Origin of the sequence: Neobacillus novalis NBRC 102450 (assembly GCF_001591805.1) — a bacterium.
Lineage (GTDB): Bacteria > Bacillota > Bacilli > Bacillales > Cytobacillaceae > Neobacillus > Neobacillus novalis.
The window spans coordinates 1-19,514 of the sequence record NZ_BCVP01000059.1; the positions used below are offsets into that span (position 1 = coordinate 1).

A 19,514-nucleotide genomic window follows, 5' to 3' on the forward strand; every position below is an offset into this window, starting at 1 on the left:
CAGCGTATAAGGCACTAATAGTATTTAATTTTATAAAAAACTTCATCATTTACCTCCTCGTATATTAAGAAACAGCAACACTTCTGAGTTAAGTTCTTTATTCAATTATAATCATTCTTAAAGTAATCTGCCTGTTAAAGAAGAATTATTATTAAAAGAGAAGCACATTTTTTCGAGCTAAGTAGTTCAGTTTCGAAGTAGAAAATTGAAAACAGTTACCCTTTTTTGTATCAAAATATCTGGAAATCCGCAAAGCAATTAGCATTAAAAAGTTAAAAATGCCAATGTAATACCCGATGTTAAAACATTAGAGATATTAAAGAACGATGGAACAGATAGTTATAAACAATTGAAAAATATATCTGATACAGAAACCATTAATAAGGTGTTATCAGTATTAAGAAATGCAGATTGGGAAAACGCTAAAGTTTCGATCTCTCGTCCTCCCGATTTTAAAATAAACAATCTTTACGATATTTGGATTTCACCGCAAAATAACCGTCTTGAGGTAGTCATTGAAGGGGAAAACAAATACGTTAAACTTTCGAAAAAGGGCTCCCAAGTTTTGTATGAAATCATAACAGGAGAAAAGCTCAGTGAATAAATATTCCACTGAGCTTTTTATCTAAAATAAATGATGTCCTTCAATTCAAACAGCTTATCAGTAATTCCTAAAAGAACTCGTTAATTGTTTTCACGGAACTTTTTGAAAGTGTATACACAGTATTCCTATCATTTAAATTCATTATGGTACCAGATTCTTGCCTTATCCAAAGAAAATATTTTTTATCCCCAAGTTCAACTTTATACTCAGGTTCAGCCACATCGACTACCCCTGGCACTCTTTTAGCGTTATTAAATGCATCTATAAAAACTTTAATCACTTTTGAGTCTGAAAATGTAATCAACGAATCCTTTTCAGTAAGGGAAAAACTCACCATTTTATAAACATTTACCTTTTCTGTATTATCAGAACTTTTACTGCAACCGATTAATACAAATAGTAAAACAAAAGGCAAAAAGAGCTTAACAATCCATTTTCTCATTAAATCTCCCCCCTTGAATTGTTAGATGATTTTCTAGATAAATAAGTCACCCTATTGTTCCACTAACCCGTTACTTCAATAAAGAAAAAGCGATCCTTCGTTATTAAAGGATCGCACCCGTTACTTCAAAATATATTATTCATCTAAATTTTGCTTTTTCGTATTAAATTCGTCATATTCTCCCCAAATAATATATCCTATTCCAATCATCAATGACCATAAACTGAAGTTACTAAGAAGGTTTCCAACATACTCTAACATTCCATTAAACAACTGTTCATCCCAACTATTAACTCCTGAACCAAAAATAGCAGCACTAATATATTTAGTTGAAATTAGAAAAGCAGATATAGCTATAAATGCAACACCAGTTCCCCGTCTTCTCACTTTTTATCACCCTTTCCACAAAATTACCATTCATCTTCTTGTGCTAAACTGCCCGTTGAGAAGCACTACAAAAATAAGCGTTAATCCTTCTTGGATCAACGTACACTTTAGTTGAATTGTTTCTAGTTCTTTCTTATACATTTTTGATATTTATTATGACCATCCGTTAAATCAACAAGTTCAAATTTATTATTCTTATAAAAGTTATTTAATTTACTATTATCAGCAATACAATCCAATCTAAGATATTCATGATCACTAACAATATTTTGTATCCATGCCAATCCTCCTTTTATCTTTTATGTTCGATCTTTATAAAATGAGGTTGGTCAATAGGCTCTGATAATTTCCCTCTCATCTCTGATTTTTTCACGAGAGGAACTCCCCTGCTAACTAAAATAAATACCAATATTTAATATTCAAGTATGAGCTTCCGATTTCCTTCTTCAACTGCTTCGTTTGTTCATTAAGTATAGGTGTTTACTTATAATTAACAAAATAAAGGTCGCCATTAGTTCACCAAGGAATTAATTAAACAAAGGTTAATGTTCAAATATACACGATTCATATATAATACTGTGTAAGTATTCTTACAATTTTATTATTGGAAAGGGGATAATAAATTGGAAAACTTTTATCTGTTTGTCCTTATGTGTATTTTTTTTATCATTTTACCCGGTCCCGATACTGCAATTGCTACAAAAAATACCGTCACCGTTGGGAAAGTCGGGGGTCTTAAAACAGTTTTTGGTATATGTTGTGCCCTTCTTATCCATACATCTGCTGCCATATTAGGACTTTCAGCCATCATTGTGAAATCAGCGTTATTATTTTCTGTCTTTAAATATGTGGGTGCTGTTTACTTAATTTATATGGGTGTTAAGACATTATGGTCTTTGAAGAAAAAGGAAGAAGCAGCAAGCGTTGAGATGAACACAAAAAGCAAGTTTGTAAGCACATCTTGTTTTAGACAAGGGTTCCTTACAAATCTCCTTAATCCCAAAGTTGCTATCTTGTTCTTAACCTTTTTCCCTCAATTCATTGCCTCTGAAAGTAAGACATTTTTACCTTTTCTTATAATGGGGACCACTTATACTGTATTGACTGCCGCATGGTCATTAATTTATGTCTATTTAATTAATCAAATTAGCGTTTTTATGAAAAAACCTAAAACACAAAATATTATTGAAGGTATCACAGGAACAATACTGATAGGTTTTGGTATCAAGCTATTTCTTGAAAAGGCACATAATTAGATGATTCTTATGGGCGAGGTAACTGGTCTAGGAATTTCAGATTAGCACTATAAAGGGAGTGGAAATATGAACCTTCAATACGAAGTGATTCCGGAAGAAAAAATAGAATACTGTCGAGATTTGTGCAATGAACTCATGGACTTTCAAAAGTCAAAGGCTCAAATTAAACTAGGGTTGTTTGAAAGCATGAATTTTGAAACACGAATGGTACCTTCAATTAAAGGTGCATTGCATAATTATATTGTGGTAGTAAAAGACCTTGATAAAAAAGATGAAATAGTGGCTTATGTGTATACAAATATTTCTCCAAAGGAAGCGTATTCAAATGATTTTGCCACTTTTTTTGAACTCTCATCAGTCAAAGGAAATAACGTAGGTTGCTTATCGCAATTTTATATTAAAGAAGAGTACAGACAATACGGGATTGGATCAACACTTTTCAAAATGTCAATGGAGTGGTTAAACAAATTTGATGATATCGAAGATTATTTTATCTATGTCTCAAACGGTAATGAAAACGCATTGGAGTTCTATAAGCGTAAAGGGTTTTCGGTAAGTCATGATATCTTGGATGGTTTTATCACCGTTTTACGAAGCAATAAGAAGTTTCAAAATAAGAAGGCCGTTTAAATTGAGGGGTTTTTCCAAAAAATTGTTAACAACATCAGATTACCTAACCCTTTCAATTGATGAACCACTTTTGCAAAATCTTATGGACGTTTAATTTATCTGCGAAGCTTAGATAGCAACAATCTAAGTATCTGTTATTATTCATTGTTGATTTTCGTGTAGGTATGAGAATTCATAGGCGGAGAATTTCCGGCTAATGTATAAGAGGAAGCTTAAAAAGCAGATATAAACGGAGAAATTCCGATTAACTGCTCTAAATAAGACAAAATCCAAAGGTTTGGATAATATAATCGGAAAAACTTCCTTTATTTTTAAGGAAATATGTGTATTTCCCAATTTAAGCGGAATTTTACCGTTTATTTTTCAAACACAATGAATCAACATTTAGTTATAACAGAGCCTAATTTTAAAAGCTCAAACAAGCATAACCCTGTTCTAAATTTAGGACGGGGTTAAAAATATAGTTGTTTAATTTTTGATGTAAGATTCTTAACTATACAAAAAATATAACAATAAAGTCGTTTAAAAATCTAACTTTTATTCAAAAAATAGTGCCCGATTGTTGAAGATCTTAACTACTTTTTCTTATTGGACTAAACGCCCCTGCTTGCTTAACAATTATTCGCATTCTTGTTTGTGCTTTCCATACTGGTAACTATGGACAAAGGACCCGTATAAAATATGGAAGGAGGGGATTTTGAAATGAATAATGGCTTTAGCGGTTATTACCGTCAACATTCCGGTCTTCATCCAATTTTAGATCAAATTTTGGAGGGGTGGACTGGGGAACCAAAAAATACTGTTTATTTGTTAGTCAATAAATATGGTTTACCTAATGAAGCAAGTTCAAGAAGAATCATCTGGTATAACAATGGTCCTTGGAAGCGTACGATTGTTCATCTTGATACTGTACCTCATAACACTCCGACTCCCCATCTTGATTATTTAGAACAAACCATTGATTATAAAGTTCCTGTTCATTTTTTTGATGAATTAGCACAGTTTGATGGTAGTTTATATCCAGACCGAACTGCTGGTGAAGCTACGGCTAAATGTGATCAAGAAGCGGGGAATTTTATGGCATTAAACTTGATGAACGAAATTGTTACAGGCAAACGATCCGTAGAAGATGCACGGCGTGCTGCGGTTGAAATTGAAAAAGCTTTTCGATTAAAAGGTCAATCGTCACCCTACACCACAGGATTCCTATTCCCAAAACAATCTCATACTGCTGATCCAGATGTTGCCGCTTTTTAAGGCAAACTAAAACGGCAGGTTGGTTCCATTATTGGAAATGTACTGTCTTCCTATAATTATTTTACTTTAACTAACCTCCCCTTTAGCCATCCATGAAGCGCAAAATCAGCGCTTCATCACAGAGAATGAAAATAGTTTTAATAAACTTTTAAAATCTAGTTCAGCAATTAAAACACTTATTAATAATAGTAATGCCCCTAAATAACCTCTAAATGAGAGAGTTTCACCCGTGAAAACGAAAGCGAACATAGAGGAAAAAACGGGTTCTAATGTAAAAATAAGACCTGCATGGGTTGGACTGGTATGTTGCTGGGCAATGATTTGAACAATGAAAGCAATTCCCGTACAAAATATACTTAATGCCAAGATTGCAATCCATGACTCATAATTGTCAGGAAATTTTGGTTTTTCCATAAAAATAGAGAAAATAATACTAAACAGTCCAACAAAACCAAGTTGTAAAACTCCAAGGGAAATGGCATTTACATGCCTAGCCACTGCTCCTGTAATCATGATATGAACTGCATAGAATAAAGCACATAGAATACAAAAAAGGTCACCAAAACCTATCTTAAATTGGTTATGTAAGGTTAATAGGCCTACTCCTACTATTGATAATACAATTCCGAAAACAACTTTTTTTCCAGGCGTTTGTTTTAAGAATACAGAAGATAATATTGGTATAAATATGACTGTGAGACTAAATAAAAAACCAGCATTTGAGATGGATGTATACTTCGTACCGAAAGTCGCAAACACATACACAATAAACAAAATAAACGATAATATAAAAGCATATTTTACTGTTTTAAAATCAGTCTTAATTATGTGCTTGTAAAATACAATCCCTGATAAAAGAAATGCAAGAGTAAAACGTAATGAGATTAAATTATATTCTTGCAGATAGTCGAGACCGATTTTTGTAAGTAAAATTGATCCACCCCAAAAAAATGTAATCATTAGCAGCATTAAATCAGCTCTAAGTTGTAATTTCATCTATTTTCCCTCGTTATTTCTTGAGCTAAATGTCTGGTTTGGTTCAAACTTATATCTCAAAATAGTATTATTTTAGTTTAAATATATTCTAGATACTTCTTCAATAAACCTGACATTTAATTAAATAAGCAAAAAGCCGGTAATAACAACCAGCTCTTTAAGTATTGCGCCCGATTGTGGAACAAGAAATGTAAGTTCTCACTATCTCATTTAATATTAGTTTTCCAGCTTTTTTGTAGTTTCCGAATGTAAACGATTTGTCCAATGTGGTAGGCGTTATGCGTGGACAAATTTCCTAGAACTGCCCACCACTTTGCAGTCTCAGGGAAACCATTCACATCATTTTCTACCTTTTCTTCAGTTAGTAGATCTTGCCACTGAAGCAGAACCTCTAGGAGGCACTCTTTTAAGTCAGCAAATTTTTTATTTTCTGGAACAATAAAGCTTTTATTATTATCACCTATTGGCGCAACAGCATTGACATGAGATTTTTCGTACCTCTTTTGCCATGTCTCATTCCAGTAAAGGAGATGTTGCACAATTTCTGCAATACTGTTGCTTTCATCATTGGGTTTCCAAAACGCTTCTTCCTCTGACAAGTTTGCAACTGATTCCGAAAATGGAACGTACCAGCTAAGGTCGTTCGCATTTGCTAACAATTGATCTAACAGAACCTCTTTAGCGTGAGACATACCAATCACACTCCTCCTAATTATAAATTTTCTATTTCGACGCCCTTCTGAAATCTCCTGCATTATTCCGTTAAATGGCCCTTATCCTATAGAAAGATCACAATTCTTGCTGCAGAATTGCCATTTTTCTGAAATTACTAGAGCATGGATTTAATCCTAAGACCGCTTAATTGTATTTAAATTAACGTATCAAGTTGAACAAGATATTTTGAAGTTAGATATATGTATGGGCGAGTTATTGAGAAGGTTTTGATTTCCTCTCCAATATACTCATAAAGTTTTTTCTGTAGTAAAACAACAAATAACCATGAGTGAGGACAAGCATTACTGCTAAAATAAGTAACGAATGGTCTAGGAACAAATGAAGTAAGAAAATATTGGCTACAATTGGTGATAATATTGCAATGGCTAATGGGGTAAATTGGTTGATTATGAGTAAAATTCCACATATAACTTCTAAAGATTTTTCTGCAATTAACAGATATTCAAACTCGAATAATGCCATTGCTTCGGGGCTAGTTGCGATAAATGGTTCAAATCCAAAGATGACAAAATAACCGTTAATACCTGCAACCAAAAAAATGATCCCTAAAAATAACCTACTTATTTGCATAAATATTTTAGACAATTTGCACACCTCCTATTAAAGTCTATTACAACTCGAAAATTTATAATATTAAAAACCCAAAAAATATTTAAGGTTGGTGTGCTTATTCAAGTAAACTCCGATGTAAGTTGAATTAACTCCCAGAATAGAAACCACATCGACATCCTTTAAAATACGATTATTGACTTCTCTTGTTCAAGAATTTGGGCCTAAAATGGAAAAGGCACTTTCCTTATTACAGGAAAGCGCCTGTTTGCTGAAGATTAAAGGCTGCTGAAGCTGGATCGTACTTATTTACCACTAGCCCCCGTTCAATAACTGATTCAGACAATTAAGAACTTGAAAACCGACATATTGATCCCTCGGTAATAACAATCCCAGTAGCTCATCACTCGATAGCTGAAACACATTAACTATGCAAATCGCACACCTAGCATCCCTGTGACCAACCCAACAATCGTGCCAAGAATACACACCATAAGCCAAACTTTCCTGCTCCGTGCTCCCTTCAAAAAACACCATCCTGCAATCGCAAGTAATATGCCTTCAATCAAAAACCACGGTTCGAAAATGACCATATCCCACACTACGTACATATCATCGTGGATATCAAATGTCCTATTCTCCAAGCCAATCACACCTGCGATTTGCAAGCCACGATAGATAATGCCATAAATACCATGAGCAGTGGCTATTGAACACCCTAACACAGATATGGAAAGCAACAATAAGCTCAGAATTTTACTTTTTCCTAAATAAATGAAACCAAGACCTACGAGTCCCGCAACAATAAAGATTGGTAACGAGATCCAATTAATTAGTTCAAACTGGGAAGATGCAGCCACGCCGGGTTTTAGTAGGGACAGCCCCACTCTTCCGCCTAAAGCCCAATATAGGTGTGGCAGCATATAGGCAATTGACCATACAAAAACAGCGCCCCCAGCCCAAACGGTTGATTTTGATTGCGGTGGTTTCGACGACAGATTCGAATTCACTAACGATCACCTCGACAGTGTCCTAGGATCCTTTGTGTAGGACTTGTACTTAAGGATGTTAATCCTTATTCAGGGTATGCGTAATGGAATAGCTATGAAGCTCCTTTTATTAATTTAATTCACCAAAACAAAATATTTCTTGGTTCGCTTAACGAATGGAAGGCCAAGACCCTTGCATTTTTCTTAATTGAATAATTTGCCCTGTATGATAAGCATCATGAAGCATGTTGTCCAGTAATTTCCTCTCAAGCGAATTTTGATCAAGCTTTTCATCGGAAATGGTACTCAATACTTGTCTTAAATTGCGTTGAGCGTTTTCGGCACGTTCAACGACTTTTTTCCATTCCTTATCGTCATTAGATTGATCGGTGAAATTGAAGGTTGCATCCCCGTCAAGATTATGTGTCCATTCACGGCCTTCCAAGCTGGCAGCAAGACTCTCTTTGTAATAAATGAGATGATTAACGTTCTCCCAAATGGTTTTAGTTGCCTCTCCAGATGGTTTCCAGTTAGCCTGCCCGGCTGTAAGTCCTTCGATAGCATTTTTAAACGGTGCGTACCAACTCTCTTTATCGAAAGTTGAATCTAGGACGTATAAAAGCAAATCCATTCGTTTCAAAGCCCTCTCCTCCTCGAATAGTTAGAGTTCAATGAAAGTTCTAACAAATAAATTACCTATATATATGATTCTACATTTTAATAGAATATCCTGTTAGGGGCAGCCAGATATTTCTGGTGGGACATTTTCTGGAATAAGAGAAGGGATTATCCGTTAGTAAATGGAAGTTTATTAGAAGATATATTTTGTTTCATAGGGACGTTTTTATATAATAAGGTTTGAATTAGATGCTAAAGGGAGAAAACAAAAATGACTATGGTTTGGAGGTTTTAACATGAAGGTTATTGGACTTATTGGCGGAATGAGTTGGGAATCATCAGTTGAGTATTATCGGATTATTAACGAAGAAGTGAAAAGAAGATTAGGAGGGTTACATTCTGGAAGATGCCTTTTATACAGTGTTGACTTTGAAGAAATTGAGCGTTTTCAGTCAGAGGGTGACTGGAAAAAGGCTGGTGAAACATTGGGTGACGTTGCACAATCTTTGGAAAAAGGGGGCGCAGATTTTATTGTTATTTGTACCAATACCATGCACAAGGTTATAGATGATATACAGGAAAAAATCAACATACCTATTATACATATTGCCGATGCAACAACAAATAAAATTAAAGAACAAGGAATTAATTCAGTAGGATTACTTGGCACAAGGTATACTATGGAGCAAGACTTTTACAAATCACGTTTAGAATCTAATGGTATAAAGGTTATCGTACCAAATGCTAATGAAAGAGAGATTGTAAACACGATTATTTATGAAGAGTTATGTTTAGGTAAGGTTCAACAAACCTCAAGGGATTATTATAAAAAGGTTATCCAAGGTTTGATCGAAACTGGAGCTGAAGGAATTATATTAGGCTGTACAGAAATTGGATTATTGATAAAACCGGAGGATTCCGATGTACCACTGTTTGATACAACTTATATACATGCTCTTGAAGCAGTAAATATGTCCTTAAAGAAGTAGTTATTTCTGCAGCACTATCGCAATTCTTGATTTTACACAATCGGGCGCTTTCCCATAACTTTGTCGGTAGCCTTGTTTTTTAGCAACTCCTGAATTTTTCTACTCCACACAGTATAGTGAACCCGCATAGAATCAAAGAACTGCTAAACCTTGCGACCCAAAGTAAGGAAAGTTAGTCCAAGCAGCAACTTGTAAACTTACTAAACTACCATCATCTTGGATAGTAAATACTGACACTGTACCCTGATTTCCGTTAAGAGTGTAAAAATGCCGTCCATCTTTACTCACACCAACATCCATCGGTAGACCTGCTGCTGTACCTGGAGGCGTACTGGTAATATGCCGTACCACCGACAATGCTCCATTGGAATCGATTCGATAGGTGGAGATGGTGCCGCTTAAGGTGTTGGTAATGTATGCAAAACGTTCATCCCTCGTCGTTACAACCCAACAAGCAGTCTTATATCCGTTTGGTACAGAGCCGCTGATCACATGAAGTTTCCCGTCGTTGCTCAAGGAATAAGATGATAGCGCATTTGAATCGGCTTCTGTAACTAAGAGGATTCCCGAGGATAGAAAAAAACAGCCCAATGGTCCCTTACCATAAGATTCATTAACAATTGGTCCAGTAAGGGTACCATTTTTATTGACATAGAATACACTGAGATGATTTGAAGTAAGCTCGGATACAATGATTTTACTGCCATCTGGAGTGAAGAGAACCTGAGCAGGCTGAGCATTGAAAGTACTGAGAGAATGGATGGATCCGGGAAAAGGAGTAAGGCGTCCGTTATCGTCGATGTGAGAACCTGTGATATTGGATGTAAAATTGTTTGCCGGGTTACCTACATTGGAGACATAGACAAGATTACCAAACACATCCACACTATTGGGCTGAGCACCTCCAGATGGCTTTACATCCACAAGGACAGGTGTCCCATTGTCGGTTATGATGAAACTGCTGATACTATGGCTTCCTGCGTTAACGGCAAGTAGGAAACGTCCATCACGGGACAAAGTTAAGGCGCCTTGTGATGTCAGGGGATCGACACCATCGTTTGCTGTTGCAGTTGAGACTTCCCTTGTACCTGTACCTCTACCATTAGTTGGGTAGGCACCTACAAAGGTGAGCAGTCCATTCATGTTCCTGTTAAAGGCAATGACTTGATTCATTACTTCATTATTGGACATCATGTACACCATACTCACACTAGCACGAGAATATTTGTTGATTATCTGTCTCATTTGATCCTCCTCCTTTCATCATTTTATATGGTTCTTTTGCCTTTTTAATTCCCAAAATGGATGAAAAATGAATGAACAAACAGTGGTGGACTACAAAAAGACGCGTTGTTTGAACGCGCCCTTTGTATAACAAGAAAAATGAATTTAATATTCTCCTTTAATGACAAAATACGAGCCCCGAATGGTTCCAGCTAGTTTAGACTTCTGTCTGGCAAACTTAAACTTCCCTTCTAACTCCTTTGGTACCTCCATCCCCTCAGAAAGCTTAAGACCAACGGCCCGCTTCGGCTTAGGGTCATCAACCGTATACATGACGTTGATCGAAAGTCCATCCTCATAAAAGACGTAGGCAATTTTGATATTTTCCACTTGAAAACGCGACGTTTCTAACGGCTTGGCCGCAAACTCAATATCACGTTCTTCCTTCAAAATTCGGTTCACATAATCAAGGGTCTCGCTGGACTCACTAGCTGGCATAACCGTAAATTCATGCTTGTATTTGTTCATAAAGTAACGGGCTTCATTCGCGCGTAAACCAGCAAGCGCTTCTGCTACAGGTGAAGACTCTAAACCAACCGTAGACACATTTTTAAAATCAACGATATAGGACATTTCCATCCCTCCTTTTATCTCTTTATTTCCTAACAACAGGAATCCACATTTCACCAAAAACTAAGCCGTTGCGCTGCCCCATCTCAACCGTTGCATTCGGCCCGCCAACATAGGCAACATTCTTTGCTTCTGGCAAGGCTTGACCAAAGGCAATGCCAGTAAGAGTATTACTCAACTCATCAGCCGTCTTCCCTTCTCCTTTAACTACTAGGTATTCCCCCTTCGGAAATTGGATGACTCTGGTTGCTTCTGGTACCGATTTCTCTGTCATGACGCCAGCATAATGCATCATCTTGTTATTCACCGCTTCGTTCACGGCAAAAACGTAGTCATTTGTGGCTAGTGTCTTTAAAGTATCAAGCCTTCCATCTTGGCTTACTGCCTGCCAAAAGTCTGACTTTTCCTTGTTTAAGCCAGCAAAGTCTGTGTAATCGCTCGTAAGCTCCGTTCCAAAACCTAAAACGGTAAAGCTGTCTTTTTCTTCTAGAGTATAATCTGCCATATTCAAAACCTTCCTTTTTTTAAAATTAATCAAATGATTTATCTTTTCACTTGATGGGTTTATAATAACCTTAAATCATGTCAAAAAATGATACTGTTTAGGAGAGCCCGATGAAAAAAGTTGAACGGATTAATATCATCATGCGGTATATCAACAACCGCGCCCACTTTACCATTTCTGAAATCATGCGAGAATTTAACATCTCTCGTTCGACAGCTATTCGAGATATCAGAGAAATTGAGGCCATGGGGATGCCGCTTGTCGCTGAAGTTGGAAGGGACGGGGGTTATTTTGTCATGAACAACTCTGTCCTGCCCACTGTTCGCTTTACCGATATTGAGATTAAAGCTCTTTTTATTGCCTTTATGGCCACAAGAAATCAACAACTTCCCTATCTAAAGAGTCGTCAGTCCTTAGCTGAAAAATTACTTGGCCTCATCTCAGAAAACCAGCAAGAGACCCTCGTTCTTTTAAATCAAATCTTGCTTTTTGAAGGGACCAACCCCAATAATCCCGACCTGCTTGATCTGTCAGATTTACCCCATCCGATGTTAGAAAAACTCATCCAACTCCTTCTTTTGGATCGCTATTTATTGATTACCATCAAAGAAGAGAAGGTGAAAAAGCATTATCCAATTTATCTCTTGCACCTTTATCGTGAAAAAAGCCTTTGGCTGATTGAAGGATTTGACTTAAAGGATGAAAAGAAGAAGATTGTTCCTGTCGACGATCTCACCGATGTCAACCCCTACCCGACGAAAAAAAGATTAACTAAGAAAAAGATTTTAGAAAAACTAAGGAAGCAGGAAGAAGCAATCAACCTTGTCCTTGAACTTGGTCCAAAAGCGATTGCCCAGTTCAAAAAATACCATCCTTTAAAAGTTTCCATTTCCTATACGAATCCTTACCAAACCACAGCCATTCTAAAGACATTTATCCATGTTAATAATCCCGAAGAATTGACCGAAATAACAAATTGGCTGCTTTTCCTTGGTGGGGATATCAAGGTCAGGGAAGTGCCAGAAGAAGTCTTAGAAGGTTTACAAGAGAGATTATGCTTATTCTGCCCCTAAGCAGTGCCAGTTAAAACCCAAATAATTTTGAGCTTGGCCAGTTGCCAGTTACCCCCTATTTCCACGCCTATAACAGCCTAGTCCAAACCTATATTTCACGATAAATAAAAAGAATCCATTTTGATAAAAGAGTGATCAAAATGGATTCTTTTTCAGCAGATTTATATTTTGTTTTTAAATGTTCAAAAGACCAATCATAAAATTCAATAGTCCCAATATTACTCAATGTTCCTAAACCTTACTAACGCTGAAAACAGCGTTACGGTTAATCTACTTCAGTGACTCGACAAGCTCGGTCAAACGATCCCAAGTTTCGGTGATGCCCTGTAGCATACCCATATCCATGACGGTCTTAAGAGCTTCAGCGGACACATATTCAGCACGGTTTATCAGCTTTGTCTTTCCACCCAAATCGATGAATTCCAATGTCATTTCGGTTGCCGGCATGGAGTCATTCACATTGCCTTCGGCATCCGAAAAGTAATCGGTGTAGACGATCTTCTCCGGCTCGATAATCTCCTTATAGATTCCTTTACTCCAGGCTTCCATACCAAAAAATTGGCCCAGATTCTGATCGACACACTTCATACAGTAGTGCAAAACGCCTCCCGGACGGAAATCGACGGTGCAGACCGGAATCTCCCAGCCCCTCGGTCCCGACCAGCGTTTTAGATGCTCCGGCTCTTTAAACATCTTGAATACGAGATCGCGTGGCGCATCGAAAATACGCTCCAGTACCAGTACCCGATTGTTCTCTATTCTCGATACCATTGTGTTGTTTGACATTGTAGTTCCTCCTTGAACTTATTTTATGATTTTTCCTTGTCCTGCAATTCCTTCAAATAATCATCTAGATTGTCGAATCTTTCTTGCATCACGCGCCGGAAGGACTGTATCCAAGAATCCATCGCTTGGAAGGGCTCAGCACGAAGCTTGTAGATGCGGCGGTTAGCTTCAGCCTGTACTTCCACAATCCCGTTGTCGCTTAGCACTTTTAGATGCTTCGAAGTTTGGGGCTGCCGGAGTCCCAGCTGGTCGGCGATTTCTCCCACGGTCAGGGGACCGTCACGCAAGAGTTCGACGATATTCATACGGTTTGGTTCAGACAAAGCGCTCAGCGTCGTCATGTTCACGCCAGGAGTCTTCCCTGACATGTTGATCACCTCGTCAAGTGATGGTCTTCGGTAAAATCACATCTACATCATCACTAATATTATCGTCCTGCTGAACTGATTATACCTGACGAGGAATATTCCTGTCAAAGAATATTTAAATTAAAGTGGTATCACACCTAATTCCCCTTATTGATTTGTTTTTATTTCTAAATCATATTAATTCTTCACATAAGAGTATAAGGAATATACCCTGCCATTTAATTTAAGCGTAATCTATAAATAACGTCTCACTCTATTCATATATTTTATATACTCTTCCCCGAATTTCTGGATACACCATCGTTCTTCTGAAAGAATAATCCAGTGCGCTGATAGTTGGAAAACTATTAATAACCCCAGCAATATCCATGATTGTGTAAGCAAAACACAACCCAAGAAGTAAATGAAATAGGCAATGTACATAGGGTTGCGGGATATTTGATATAACCCGGTTACATTTATCCCATTTATTTTAGGATTAGCATAATTTACTATAGATACCGCATATAAAACAATTCCTGAAATATAGATTATTAGGCCGATATGAAACCAAACCGAGTCTGTTCTAATTTTGAGTAATAATAAAAATAATAGAATAAGTGCGGTCGTAATTTGATAAATCCAGTATGCCACTTTTTCTTTTCCCAATAATGGAGCAAAGAAACCTGCACGTTTAGGCCCTTCTTTACTTATTGCACTCAATAGACCATATCTGATAAGTAAAATTGGTATAACTGTCAAAAACGCATTCATTCTATCCCACCTTTTAGGTCTTTAATTTACAACCGAGGTTTATTGCTACATTATTTATATTACTATTACCCCAATATATGTAGAATTACTTTTATTGAAACAAACTGCTCTGTAAGTTCAGTAACTTCAATAAAAAGAGCGTCAATCCTTCTTGGATCAACACCCCGATACTAATCTAATATCATGGTCTAGGCCGTTCGTTGAACAAAATACCAATGACCTACCTAAGTCAGCTTTTTTTATTACGTCCGAACTTATGTAATAAATATCCTGTAATGATTGTTAAAACTGTTAAGATACAACCACTCAAAATAGAATTAAGTCCATAATCCTGTTCATAACCATCTAATAAAAAAGAGTAAATACCTGCCATTACTCCCATAAAGATAAGTTTATCAGTCCTCATATAAGATCCCCCAAACCTTCCACAAAATCTATTCAGTTAGTTAATTGTTAAAAAAAGTTACTATTTTTATCTTGCATAGAACCATCCCTTGCTTCTCAATAACTTCATTTAATCTGCACACTGAGTTTACATGGCATTAATATTCAGATGATATGATTGGTTTACCAACGAATGAGGAGGCCGTATAAATGAATGTACGTGCAGTATTTATTGATATGGATGGTACACTACTTAAAGCCTCAAACAACATTTCCCGTCGAAATATGGAGGCCATTTATGGTCTCATTAATCAGGGAGTCCAGGTTTTTCTAGCTACTGGACGACACTACGAAGTAACCGCTCCCTACCATAAAGAAATCGGATTACGAACTCCAATGATCTGTTTGAATGGTGCCGCTATTCACGAGGCAGAGACAGGCAGAGCATTGCAAATGAGAACCGTCCAACTGAACGAAGAACGATTCCACCAACTGACCACTGAAAATCCTTGTAATGTTATGATTCACACAGCAAATGGGCTTTATTGTAAGGAAACAAATGAAGAAATAGAGTATTGGACAAAAGTTGGGCAAATTCCGCCGCGTTATATTGGAGATTTAAGACAGGCAAATTATCAAGATGTTCTTAAATATAGTGTTCGAATCGGTGCACCAAGACCTGATTTATCTGCTTTGTTTAAAAAGGAAGCAGAGGTCATCAATTGGAATGACGGGTTTGAATTGGTTGCTCCTAATGTTTCCAAATGGTCTGCTATAAAAAGCTTACTTCAGACATTTCGAATTAGACCAAGCGAAGTCGCCGCCATCGGAGACGGACCCAATGATATCGAGATGCTTCGAAATGTCGGTACTGGCGTGGCAATGGGGAATGCTAGCGAAGAGGTTAAAGCAGCAGCTGATTTTGTTACAGGACACCACGAAAATGATGGATTGGCTGAGTTTATAGAAACTTATCTTCATAATTCGTATAAATCAAATGTGATTTAAAGTTATTTTAAAAACTACTTTTTGAAATAAAAAATGACAGGTGTAATCTATTTCATTAGATTCATACCTGTCATTTTTTTATCATCAATATTTAAGTAAGGGTTCCTAATCCTCCAACAAATAAAAAAGCCCCCTAATGAGGGGGAAAAAGCAGCTAGAATCCAAATGGTCCTGATGGACAACAAGGATTGTGTGGTACACCGCACATCGTATGTGTTTCACAGCATTCATTTACACATGATTCTGTGTGGGGAAAATAATGTTGATGATTAACATGAAGCTTGTTGACTGTTGTCGTATGAGAAGGATGGACATGAGAGACTACTTTATTAAATAAGTTTGTTTTTACATATTGTTGTGCAGGGTCAACTAGTCCCGGGTCATACTGTGTTGGAAACACTTGTGGTGGGCAGTATTGAGGAGGACAGCCACATCCTGCACCGTATTGTCCCGGCATCATCGCTCCTGGATAACCACCAAACCCCATATTCCGATTATTCATTAATATTACCTCCATGTGAATTTGTCTTGTGTCACCATTAGTCTATGTGACCTTTTGTTTAAGTGGACTAGTTAGATACCTATTTTATGATTTAAAATTTTTTACACATTAGGAAGATATGCGATGCGATGTACCACAAAGACGGTCCTCATAGTCCTTTCCATTCACTTTTCATGAGTAAAAAGCCACCAGAACCGCCCCCTTGGTTCACCAATTCCCCCGTTTTCATAAATCTTTCGCAATTTCCTTTAAATGAGCCATAGCTGCTATTATATAATGCAAATAAGAGACTTCCGAGAAACACACTATGGTTGGGATGAAGGTGGAACAAATGGAAGAATTAGATCAACTGCGCTCAAGGCTAGCTGCGTTAGAAAAAGAAAACGAGCTGCTTTCCAAACAAAATCGCATAAATGAGTCCTTATATTTAAGCATTCTTGATGCGATACCGATAAATATTTACCTTGAAGACCCTGAAGGGCAGACGCTATATGCCAATAAACATGCTTGTTTGGCGAATGACAAAAATTTAGACGAATTAATTGGCATAACTGTTTTTGATATTTTCCCGCAGCATATTGCAGAAGTCAATCGCGCCACGGATTTGGAAGTGTGGAGACAGCGAAAACTGGTCACGAAAGAATTACCTACCGGATTTAACGGGAAAGAACAACATATGTTTTCCGGAAAAACCATCCTTCAGATCGCTGAATCGAATCAAGACTTTTTGTTAGGATTTGGCTTAGATATCACAGACCGCGTGCGGGCCGAGCAGCTTCTTCGTGAAAGCGAGGAATAGTTCAGAGGTGTCATTGAGCAAGCGGGGGATAGCTTCTTTTTGCTTGGCTCAGACGGCCGGTTCACAGATGTAAATCCAATTGCCTGTGAACTTCTGGAGTATTCAAAGGACGAGCTGCTCCATCTGAATGTGGAACGAATTTTTTCTAGCCTGCCCGGTAAATTAAATCAGGCCGCGGCCAATTTCGAAGACGTCATGATCGGAAAAAACACGGCGATTCCAGTAGATATCAACCTTCGCCCGATTCAGATTGGGAAAAATCAAATGTATTTTGCCTTTTGCCGCGATATTCGTGCTAAAAAGAGAGATCAAGCCAAGATTCAGCACATGGCCTATCATGATGCCCTGACCAACCTGCCCAATCGCTGGTATATCCGCACCTATCTACAACAGTATATCGAAAACAAGGACACGACCGATTCCAAGCTAGGATTTATCCTCCTGGATTTGGATTATTTTAAGGTGATTAATGATAGTTTAGGACATGAAGCAGGCGACCTTTTATTAATGGAAGTGGCAAAACGGCTGCAATCCGTCACCGGAAATCGCGAAAATTTCCTCGCCCGGTTTGGCGGAGATGAGTTTATTCTTCTTGTCCCGCAGCTAATAAGTGACGAGGAAGCTTCGCTTATTTGTGAAAAAATCACCATGGCCATGCTTGAACCTTTTTATTTAAGCGGTCACAGAGTAAACATCTCCACTAGTATTGGGATTAGTCTCTACCCTAAGCACGGTGATAATCTGAATACCTTATTTAAACATTCGGACATTGCCATGTTTGATTCCAAGGAGCAAGGCAGGAGCGGTTACAGCCTGTACACCCCAAAAATGAAACAACAGGCCAACGAACGTCTGGATCTGGAGAAACCCGCTAACTTAATTTTCCCGTAATTCTCTAAGTAATTGGAAAATCTGTCCCCTAAGACGTGATTCGTGCTCGATTAAATGATTAATAACCCATTCAGGGGTCACTTCAGAATCATTGTATAGCCAATTCACCAAAGAGGGATTTTCTGTTTTTTGGAGAATTTCTTATATTACCGTTGAAAGTAGTGACCATGCTTTGAATCGAAGATAAATAACTCAGCATCGCAGATATATTGCTTAGTATCGCAAATAATTGTTAAATTTCCGTTGATAAATGGTATGAAATTGCTAGCAATGTGTAATTTTTCACCGAAAGTCCTCCTTTTTGTGAGAAACAATAATGATTACGAAAACAGCCTAAAAAAACAGAATGAAAGAGCGATGATGAATGAAGAAACGATTGGTGATTGGGGCTATTGTTGCAGGTTTTACAATCTTATTACTTACTAGATGTTTTAATGTTGGAATGGTAGATGTAAGCGGTTCTGCCATGGTGCCTACCATTCAAGACAAAGATAGGCTCGGTGTCGATAAAGGCTATTATAAGAATCATAAGGTGGAGCGGGGAGACATCATTCTTTACAATTTCGATGGTATGATGAATGTAAAAAGAGTAGTTGGTTTACCTGGTGAGTTTCTTCAACTAAAAGATGGACAGCTGCTTACTGACGGCGAGCCCAAAAATGGAAAATATAATGATGATGCAATAGTCGATTCAAAACTAGAAGAAGGGATTACCCTGGGAGGCGATGAATATTTTATTATGGGTGACAATCATCGCTATAGCAAAGACAGCCGACACTTCGGCCCTATTAAAAAAGAGAATATAATAGGGAAAGTGATAAAAATAAAAGCAAAATAGAACGAGGGATTCACGCCATTTAATTAACAGGGTCAGTGCCGCTACTGTAAGCAGCGGCACTGACCCTTAATTGTTTAATGAAGTAAAAGAACCGTTCCCACAACTTTACGCTGATTCTTTTTCAGTGATTTTTTCCGTTTTCTTTTTAGTTAATCTCTCTTTTACCGAATGTAATACATGATAAGTAGTCGGTACAATCACCAAGGTTAAGAGTGTAGATGTCAGCAGCCCTGAAATAACAACGATTGCAAGCGATCGTGAAATTAGTCCGCCTTCACTTGAGAGTGCTAATGGTAATAAG

General features: G+C 37.4%; 26 protein-coding genes. 10 read left to right on the forward strand and 16 right to left on the reverse strand.

Annotated features, from left to right (window positions below):
• Positions 1 to 349 precede the first annotated feature (349 nt).
• Entirely contained in the window at positions 350 to 604 is a 255-nt protein-coding gene (locus tag BANVL01_RS25235; RefSeq protein WP_066092670.1) for a hypothetical protein, read from the forward strand.
• A 67-nt stretch (positions 605 to 671) separates the two neighbouring features.
• On the opposite strand, the gene BANVL01_RS25240 is transcribed toward BANVL01_RS25235, so the two are convergent.
• Positions 672 to 1,046 carry a YhfM domain-containing protein gene (locus tag BANVL01_RS25240; RefSeq protein WP_066092671.1) on the reverse strand — a complete coding sequence of 125 codons (375 nt, stop codon included), beginning with the start codon at positions 1,044 to 1,046 and terminating at the stop codon, positions 672 to 674.
• A 135-nt stretch (positions 1,047 to 1,181) separates the two neighbouring features.
• Entirely contained in the window at positions 1,182 to 1,433 is a 252-nt protein-coding gene (locus tag BANVL01_RS25245) for a hypothetical protein (protein WP_066092674.1), read from the reverse strand.
• A 650-nt stretch (positions 1,434 to 2,083) separates the two neighbouring features.
• On the opposite strand from BANVL01_RS25245, the gene BANVL01_RS25250 reads away from it, so the two are divergent.
• From BANVL01_RS25250 to BANVL01_RS25260, 3 genes are all read left to right on the forward strand, one after another.
• On the forward strand, positions 2,084 to 2,689 hold the full coding sequence (locus BANVL01_RS25250) for a LysE family translocator (protein ID WP_172800912.1): 606 nt from the start codon (positions 2,084 to 2,086) through the stop codon (positions 2,687 to 2,689).
• 66 nt (positions 2,690 to 2,755) lie between these two features.
• Positions 2,756 to 3,319: a GNAT family N-acetyltransferase gene (locus BANVL01_RS25255; RefSeq protein ID WP_066092680.1), complete on the forward strand. Its 564-nt coding sequence runs from the start codon at positions 2,756 to 2,758 to the stop codon at positions 3,317 to 3,319.
• A gap of 702 nt (positions 3,320 to 4,021) precedes the next feature.
• A complete protein-coding gene (locus BANVL01_RS25260) occupies positions 4,022 to 4,576 on the forward strand; it encodes a hypothetical protein (protein WP_066092683.1) in 555 nt (184 codons plus the stop codon).
• A 105-nt stretch (positions 4,577 to 4,681) separates the two neighbouring features.
• Here the strand turns inward: BANVL01_RS25260 and BANVL01_RS25265 are convergent, their stop codons facing one another.
• The 5 genes from BANVL01_RS25265 to BANVL01_RS25285 form a co-directional block, all read right to left on the reverse strand.
• The gene (locus BANVL01_RS25265) at positions 4,682 to 5,572 is read right to left on the reverse strand and encodes a DMT family transporter (RefSeq protein WP_066092687.1); all 891 of its coding nucleotides are present in this window, start codon (positions 5,570 to 5,572) and stop codon (positions 4,682 to 4,684) included.
• Between the two features lie 206 nt (positions 5,573 to 5,778).
• On the reverse strand, positions 5,779 to 6,264 hold the full coding sequence (locus tag BANVL01_RS25270; protein WP_066092690.1) for a DinB family protein: 486 nt from the start codon (positions 6,262 to 6,264) through the stop codon (positions 5,779 to 5,781).
• Positions 6,265 to 6,499: 235 nt separating this feature from the next.
• Positions 6,500 to 6,892, reverse strand: coding sequence for a DoxX family membrane protein (locus BANVL01_RS25275; protein ID WP_066148158.1), 393 nt, complete (start codon positions 6,890 to 6,892; stop codon positions 6,500 to 6,502).
• A gap of 392 nt (positions 6,893 to 7,284) precedes the next feature.
• Positions 7,285 to 7,866, reverse strand: coding sequence for a DUF3995 domain-containing protein (locus BANVL01_RS25280; RefSeq protein WP_235845758.1), 582 nt, complete (start codon positions 7,864 to 7,866; stop codon positions 7,285 to 7,287).
• A 148-nt stretch (positions 7,867 to 8,014) separates the two neighbouring features.
• Entirely contained in the window at positions 8,015 to 8,485 is a 471-nt protein-coding gene (locus BANVL01_RS25285; protein WP_066092693.1) for a DinB family protein, read from the reverse strand.
• Between the two features lie 274 nt (positions 8,486 to 8,759).
• Here BANVL01_RS25285 and BANVL01_RS25290 point away from each other — a divergent pair, with 274 nt between their 5' ends.
• Positions 8,760 to 9,452, forward strand: coding sequence for an aspartate/glutamate racemase family protein (locus BANVL01_RS25290; RefSeq protein ID WP_066092696.1), 693 nt, complete (start codon positions 8,760 to 8,762; stop codon positions 9,450 to 9,452).
• Positions 9,453 to 9,584: 132 nt separating this feature from the next.
• Here BANVL01_RS25290 and BANVL01_RS25295 read toward each other — a convergent pair whose 3' ends face one another.
• The 3 genes from BANVL01_RS25295 to BANVL01_RS25305 form a co-directional block, all read right to left on the reverse strand.
• Positions 9,585 to 10,697 (reverse strand): lactonase family protein, encoded by a 1,113-nt coding sequence (locus BANVL01_RS25295; protein ID WP_066092699.1) that lies wholly within the window; start codon positions 10,695 to 10,697, stop codon positions 9,585 to 9,587.
• 144 nt (positions 10,698 to 10,841) lie between these two features.
• Positions 10,842 to 11,309, reverse strand: coding sequence for a DUF8821 family protein (locus BANVL01_RS25300; protein ID WP_066092702.1), 468 nt, complete (start codon positions 11,307 to 11,309; stop codon positions 10,842 to 10,844).
• Positions 11,310 to 11,331: 22 nt separating this feature from the next.
• A complete protein-coding gene (locus tag BANVL01_RS25305; RefSeq protein ID WP_066092705.1) occupies positions 11,332 to 11,811 on the reverse strand; it encodes a GyrI-like domain-containing protein in 480 nt (159 codons plus the stop codon).
• Positions 11,812 to 11,921: 110 nt separating this feature from the next.
• On the opposite strand from BANVL01_RS25305, the gene BANVL01_RS25310 reads away from it, so the two are divergent.
• On the forward strand, positions 11,922 to 12,884 hold the full coding sequence (locus BANVL01_RS25310) for a helix-turn-helix transcriptional regulator (RefSeq protein ID WP_066092706.1): 963 nt from the start codon (positions 11,922 to 11,924) through the stop codon (positions 12,882 to 12,884).
• Between the two features lie 270 nt (positions 12,885 to 13,154).
• Here the strand turns inward: BANVL01_RS25310 and BANVL01_RS25315 are convergent, their stop codons facing one another.
• The 4 genes from BANVL01_RS25315 to BANVL01_RS27590 form a co-directional block, all read right to left on the reverse strand.
• Entirely contained in the window at positions 13,155 to 13,670 is a 516-nt protein-coding gene (locus BANVL01_RS25315) for an SRPBCC family protein (RefSeq protein WP_066092709.1), read from the reverse strand.
• Between the two features lie 23 nt (positions 13,671 to 13,693).
• Positions 13,694 to 14,038, reverse strand: coding sequence for an ArsR/SmtB family transcription factor (locus BANVL01_RS25320; protein WP_066092712.1), 345 nt, complete (start codon positions 14,036 to 14,038; stop codon positions 13,694 to 13,696).
• A 234-nt stretch (positions 14,039 to 14,272) separates the two neighbouring features.
• The gene (locus BANVL01_RS25325) at positions 14,273 to 14,791 is read right to left on the reverse strand and encodes a methyltransferase family protein (protein WP_066092716.1); all 519 of its coding nucleotides are present in this window, start codon (positions 14,789 to 14,791) and stop codon (positions 14,273 to 14,275) included.
• A 229-nt stretch (positions 14,792 to 15,020) separates the two neighbouring features.
• Positions 15,021 to 15,197 (reverse strand): hypothetical protein, encoded by a 177-nt coding sequence (locus tag BANVL01_RS27590; RefSeq protein ID WP_156482417.1) that lies wholly within the window; start codon positions 15,195 to 15,197, stop codon positions 15,021 to 15,023.
• A gap of 188 nt (positions 15,198 to 15,385) precedes the next feature.
• Here BANVL01_RS27590 and BANVL01_RS25330 point away from each other — a divergent pair, with 188 nt between their 5' ends.
• A complete protein-coding gene (locus BANVL01_RS25330; protein ID WP_066092718.1) occupies positions 15,386 to 16,183 on the forward strand; it encodes a Cof-type HAD-IIB family hydrolase in 798 nt (265 codons plus the stop codon).
• 154 nt (positions 16,184 to 16,337) lie between these two features.
• Here the strand turns inward: BANVL01_RS25330 and BANVL01_RS25335 are convergent, their stop codons facing one another.
• Positions 16,338 to 16,685 (reverse strand): CotD family spore coat protein, encoded by a 348-nt coding sequence (locus BANVL01_RS25335; protein ID WP_235845760.1) that lies wholly within the window; start codon positions 16,683 to 16,685, stop codon positions 16,338 to 16,340.
• A gap of 331 nt (positions 16,686 to 17,016) precedes the next feature.
• Between BANVL01_RS25335 and BANVL01_RS25340 the strand changes: the two genes are divergently transcribed.
• From BANVL01_RS25340 to lepB, 3 genes are all read left to right on the forward strand, one after another.
• The gene (locus BANVL01_RS25340; RefSeq protein ID WP_066092721.1) at positions 17,017 to 17,484 is read left to right on the forward strand and encodes a PAS domain-containing protein; all 468 of its coding nucleotides are present in this window, start codon (positions 17,017 to 17,019) and stop codon (positions 17,482 to 17,484) included.
• A 12-nt stretch (positions 17,485 to 17,496) separates the two neighbouring features.
• Positions 17,497 to 18,375, forward strand: coding sequence for a sensor domain-containing diguanylate cyclase (locus BANVL01_RS25345; protein WP_268874976.1), 879 nt, complete (start codon positions 17,497 to 17,499; stop codon positions 18,373 to 18,375).
• Between the two features lie 364 nt (positions 18,376 to 18,739).
• The gene (gene lepB / locus BANVL01_RS25350) at positions 18,740 to 19,213 is read left to right on the forward strand and encodes a signal peptidase I (protein ID WP_066092725.1); all 474 of its coding nucleotides are present in this window, start codon (positions 18,740 to 18,742) and stop codon (positions 19,211 to 19,213) included.
• Positions 19,214 to 19,318: 105 nt separating this feature from the next.
• Here the strand turns inward: lepB and BANVL01_RS25355 are convergent.
• On the reverse strand, positions 19,319 to 19,514 hold a 196-nt coding region (locus tag BANVL01_RS25355), incomplete at its 5' end, for an efflux RND transporter permease subunit (protein ID WP_156482418.1).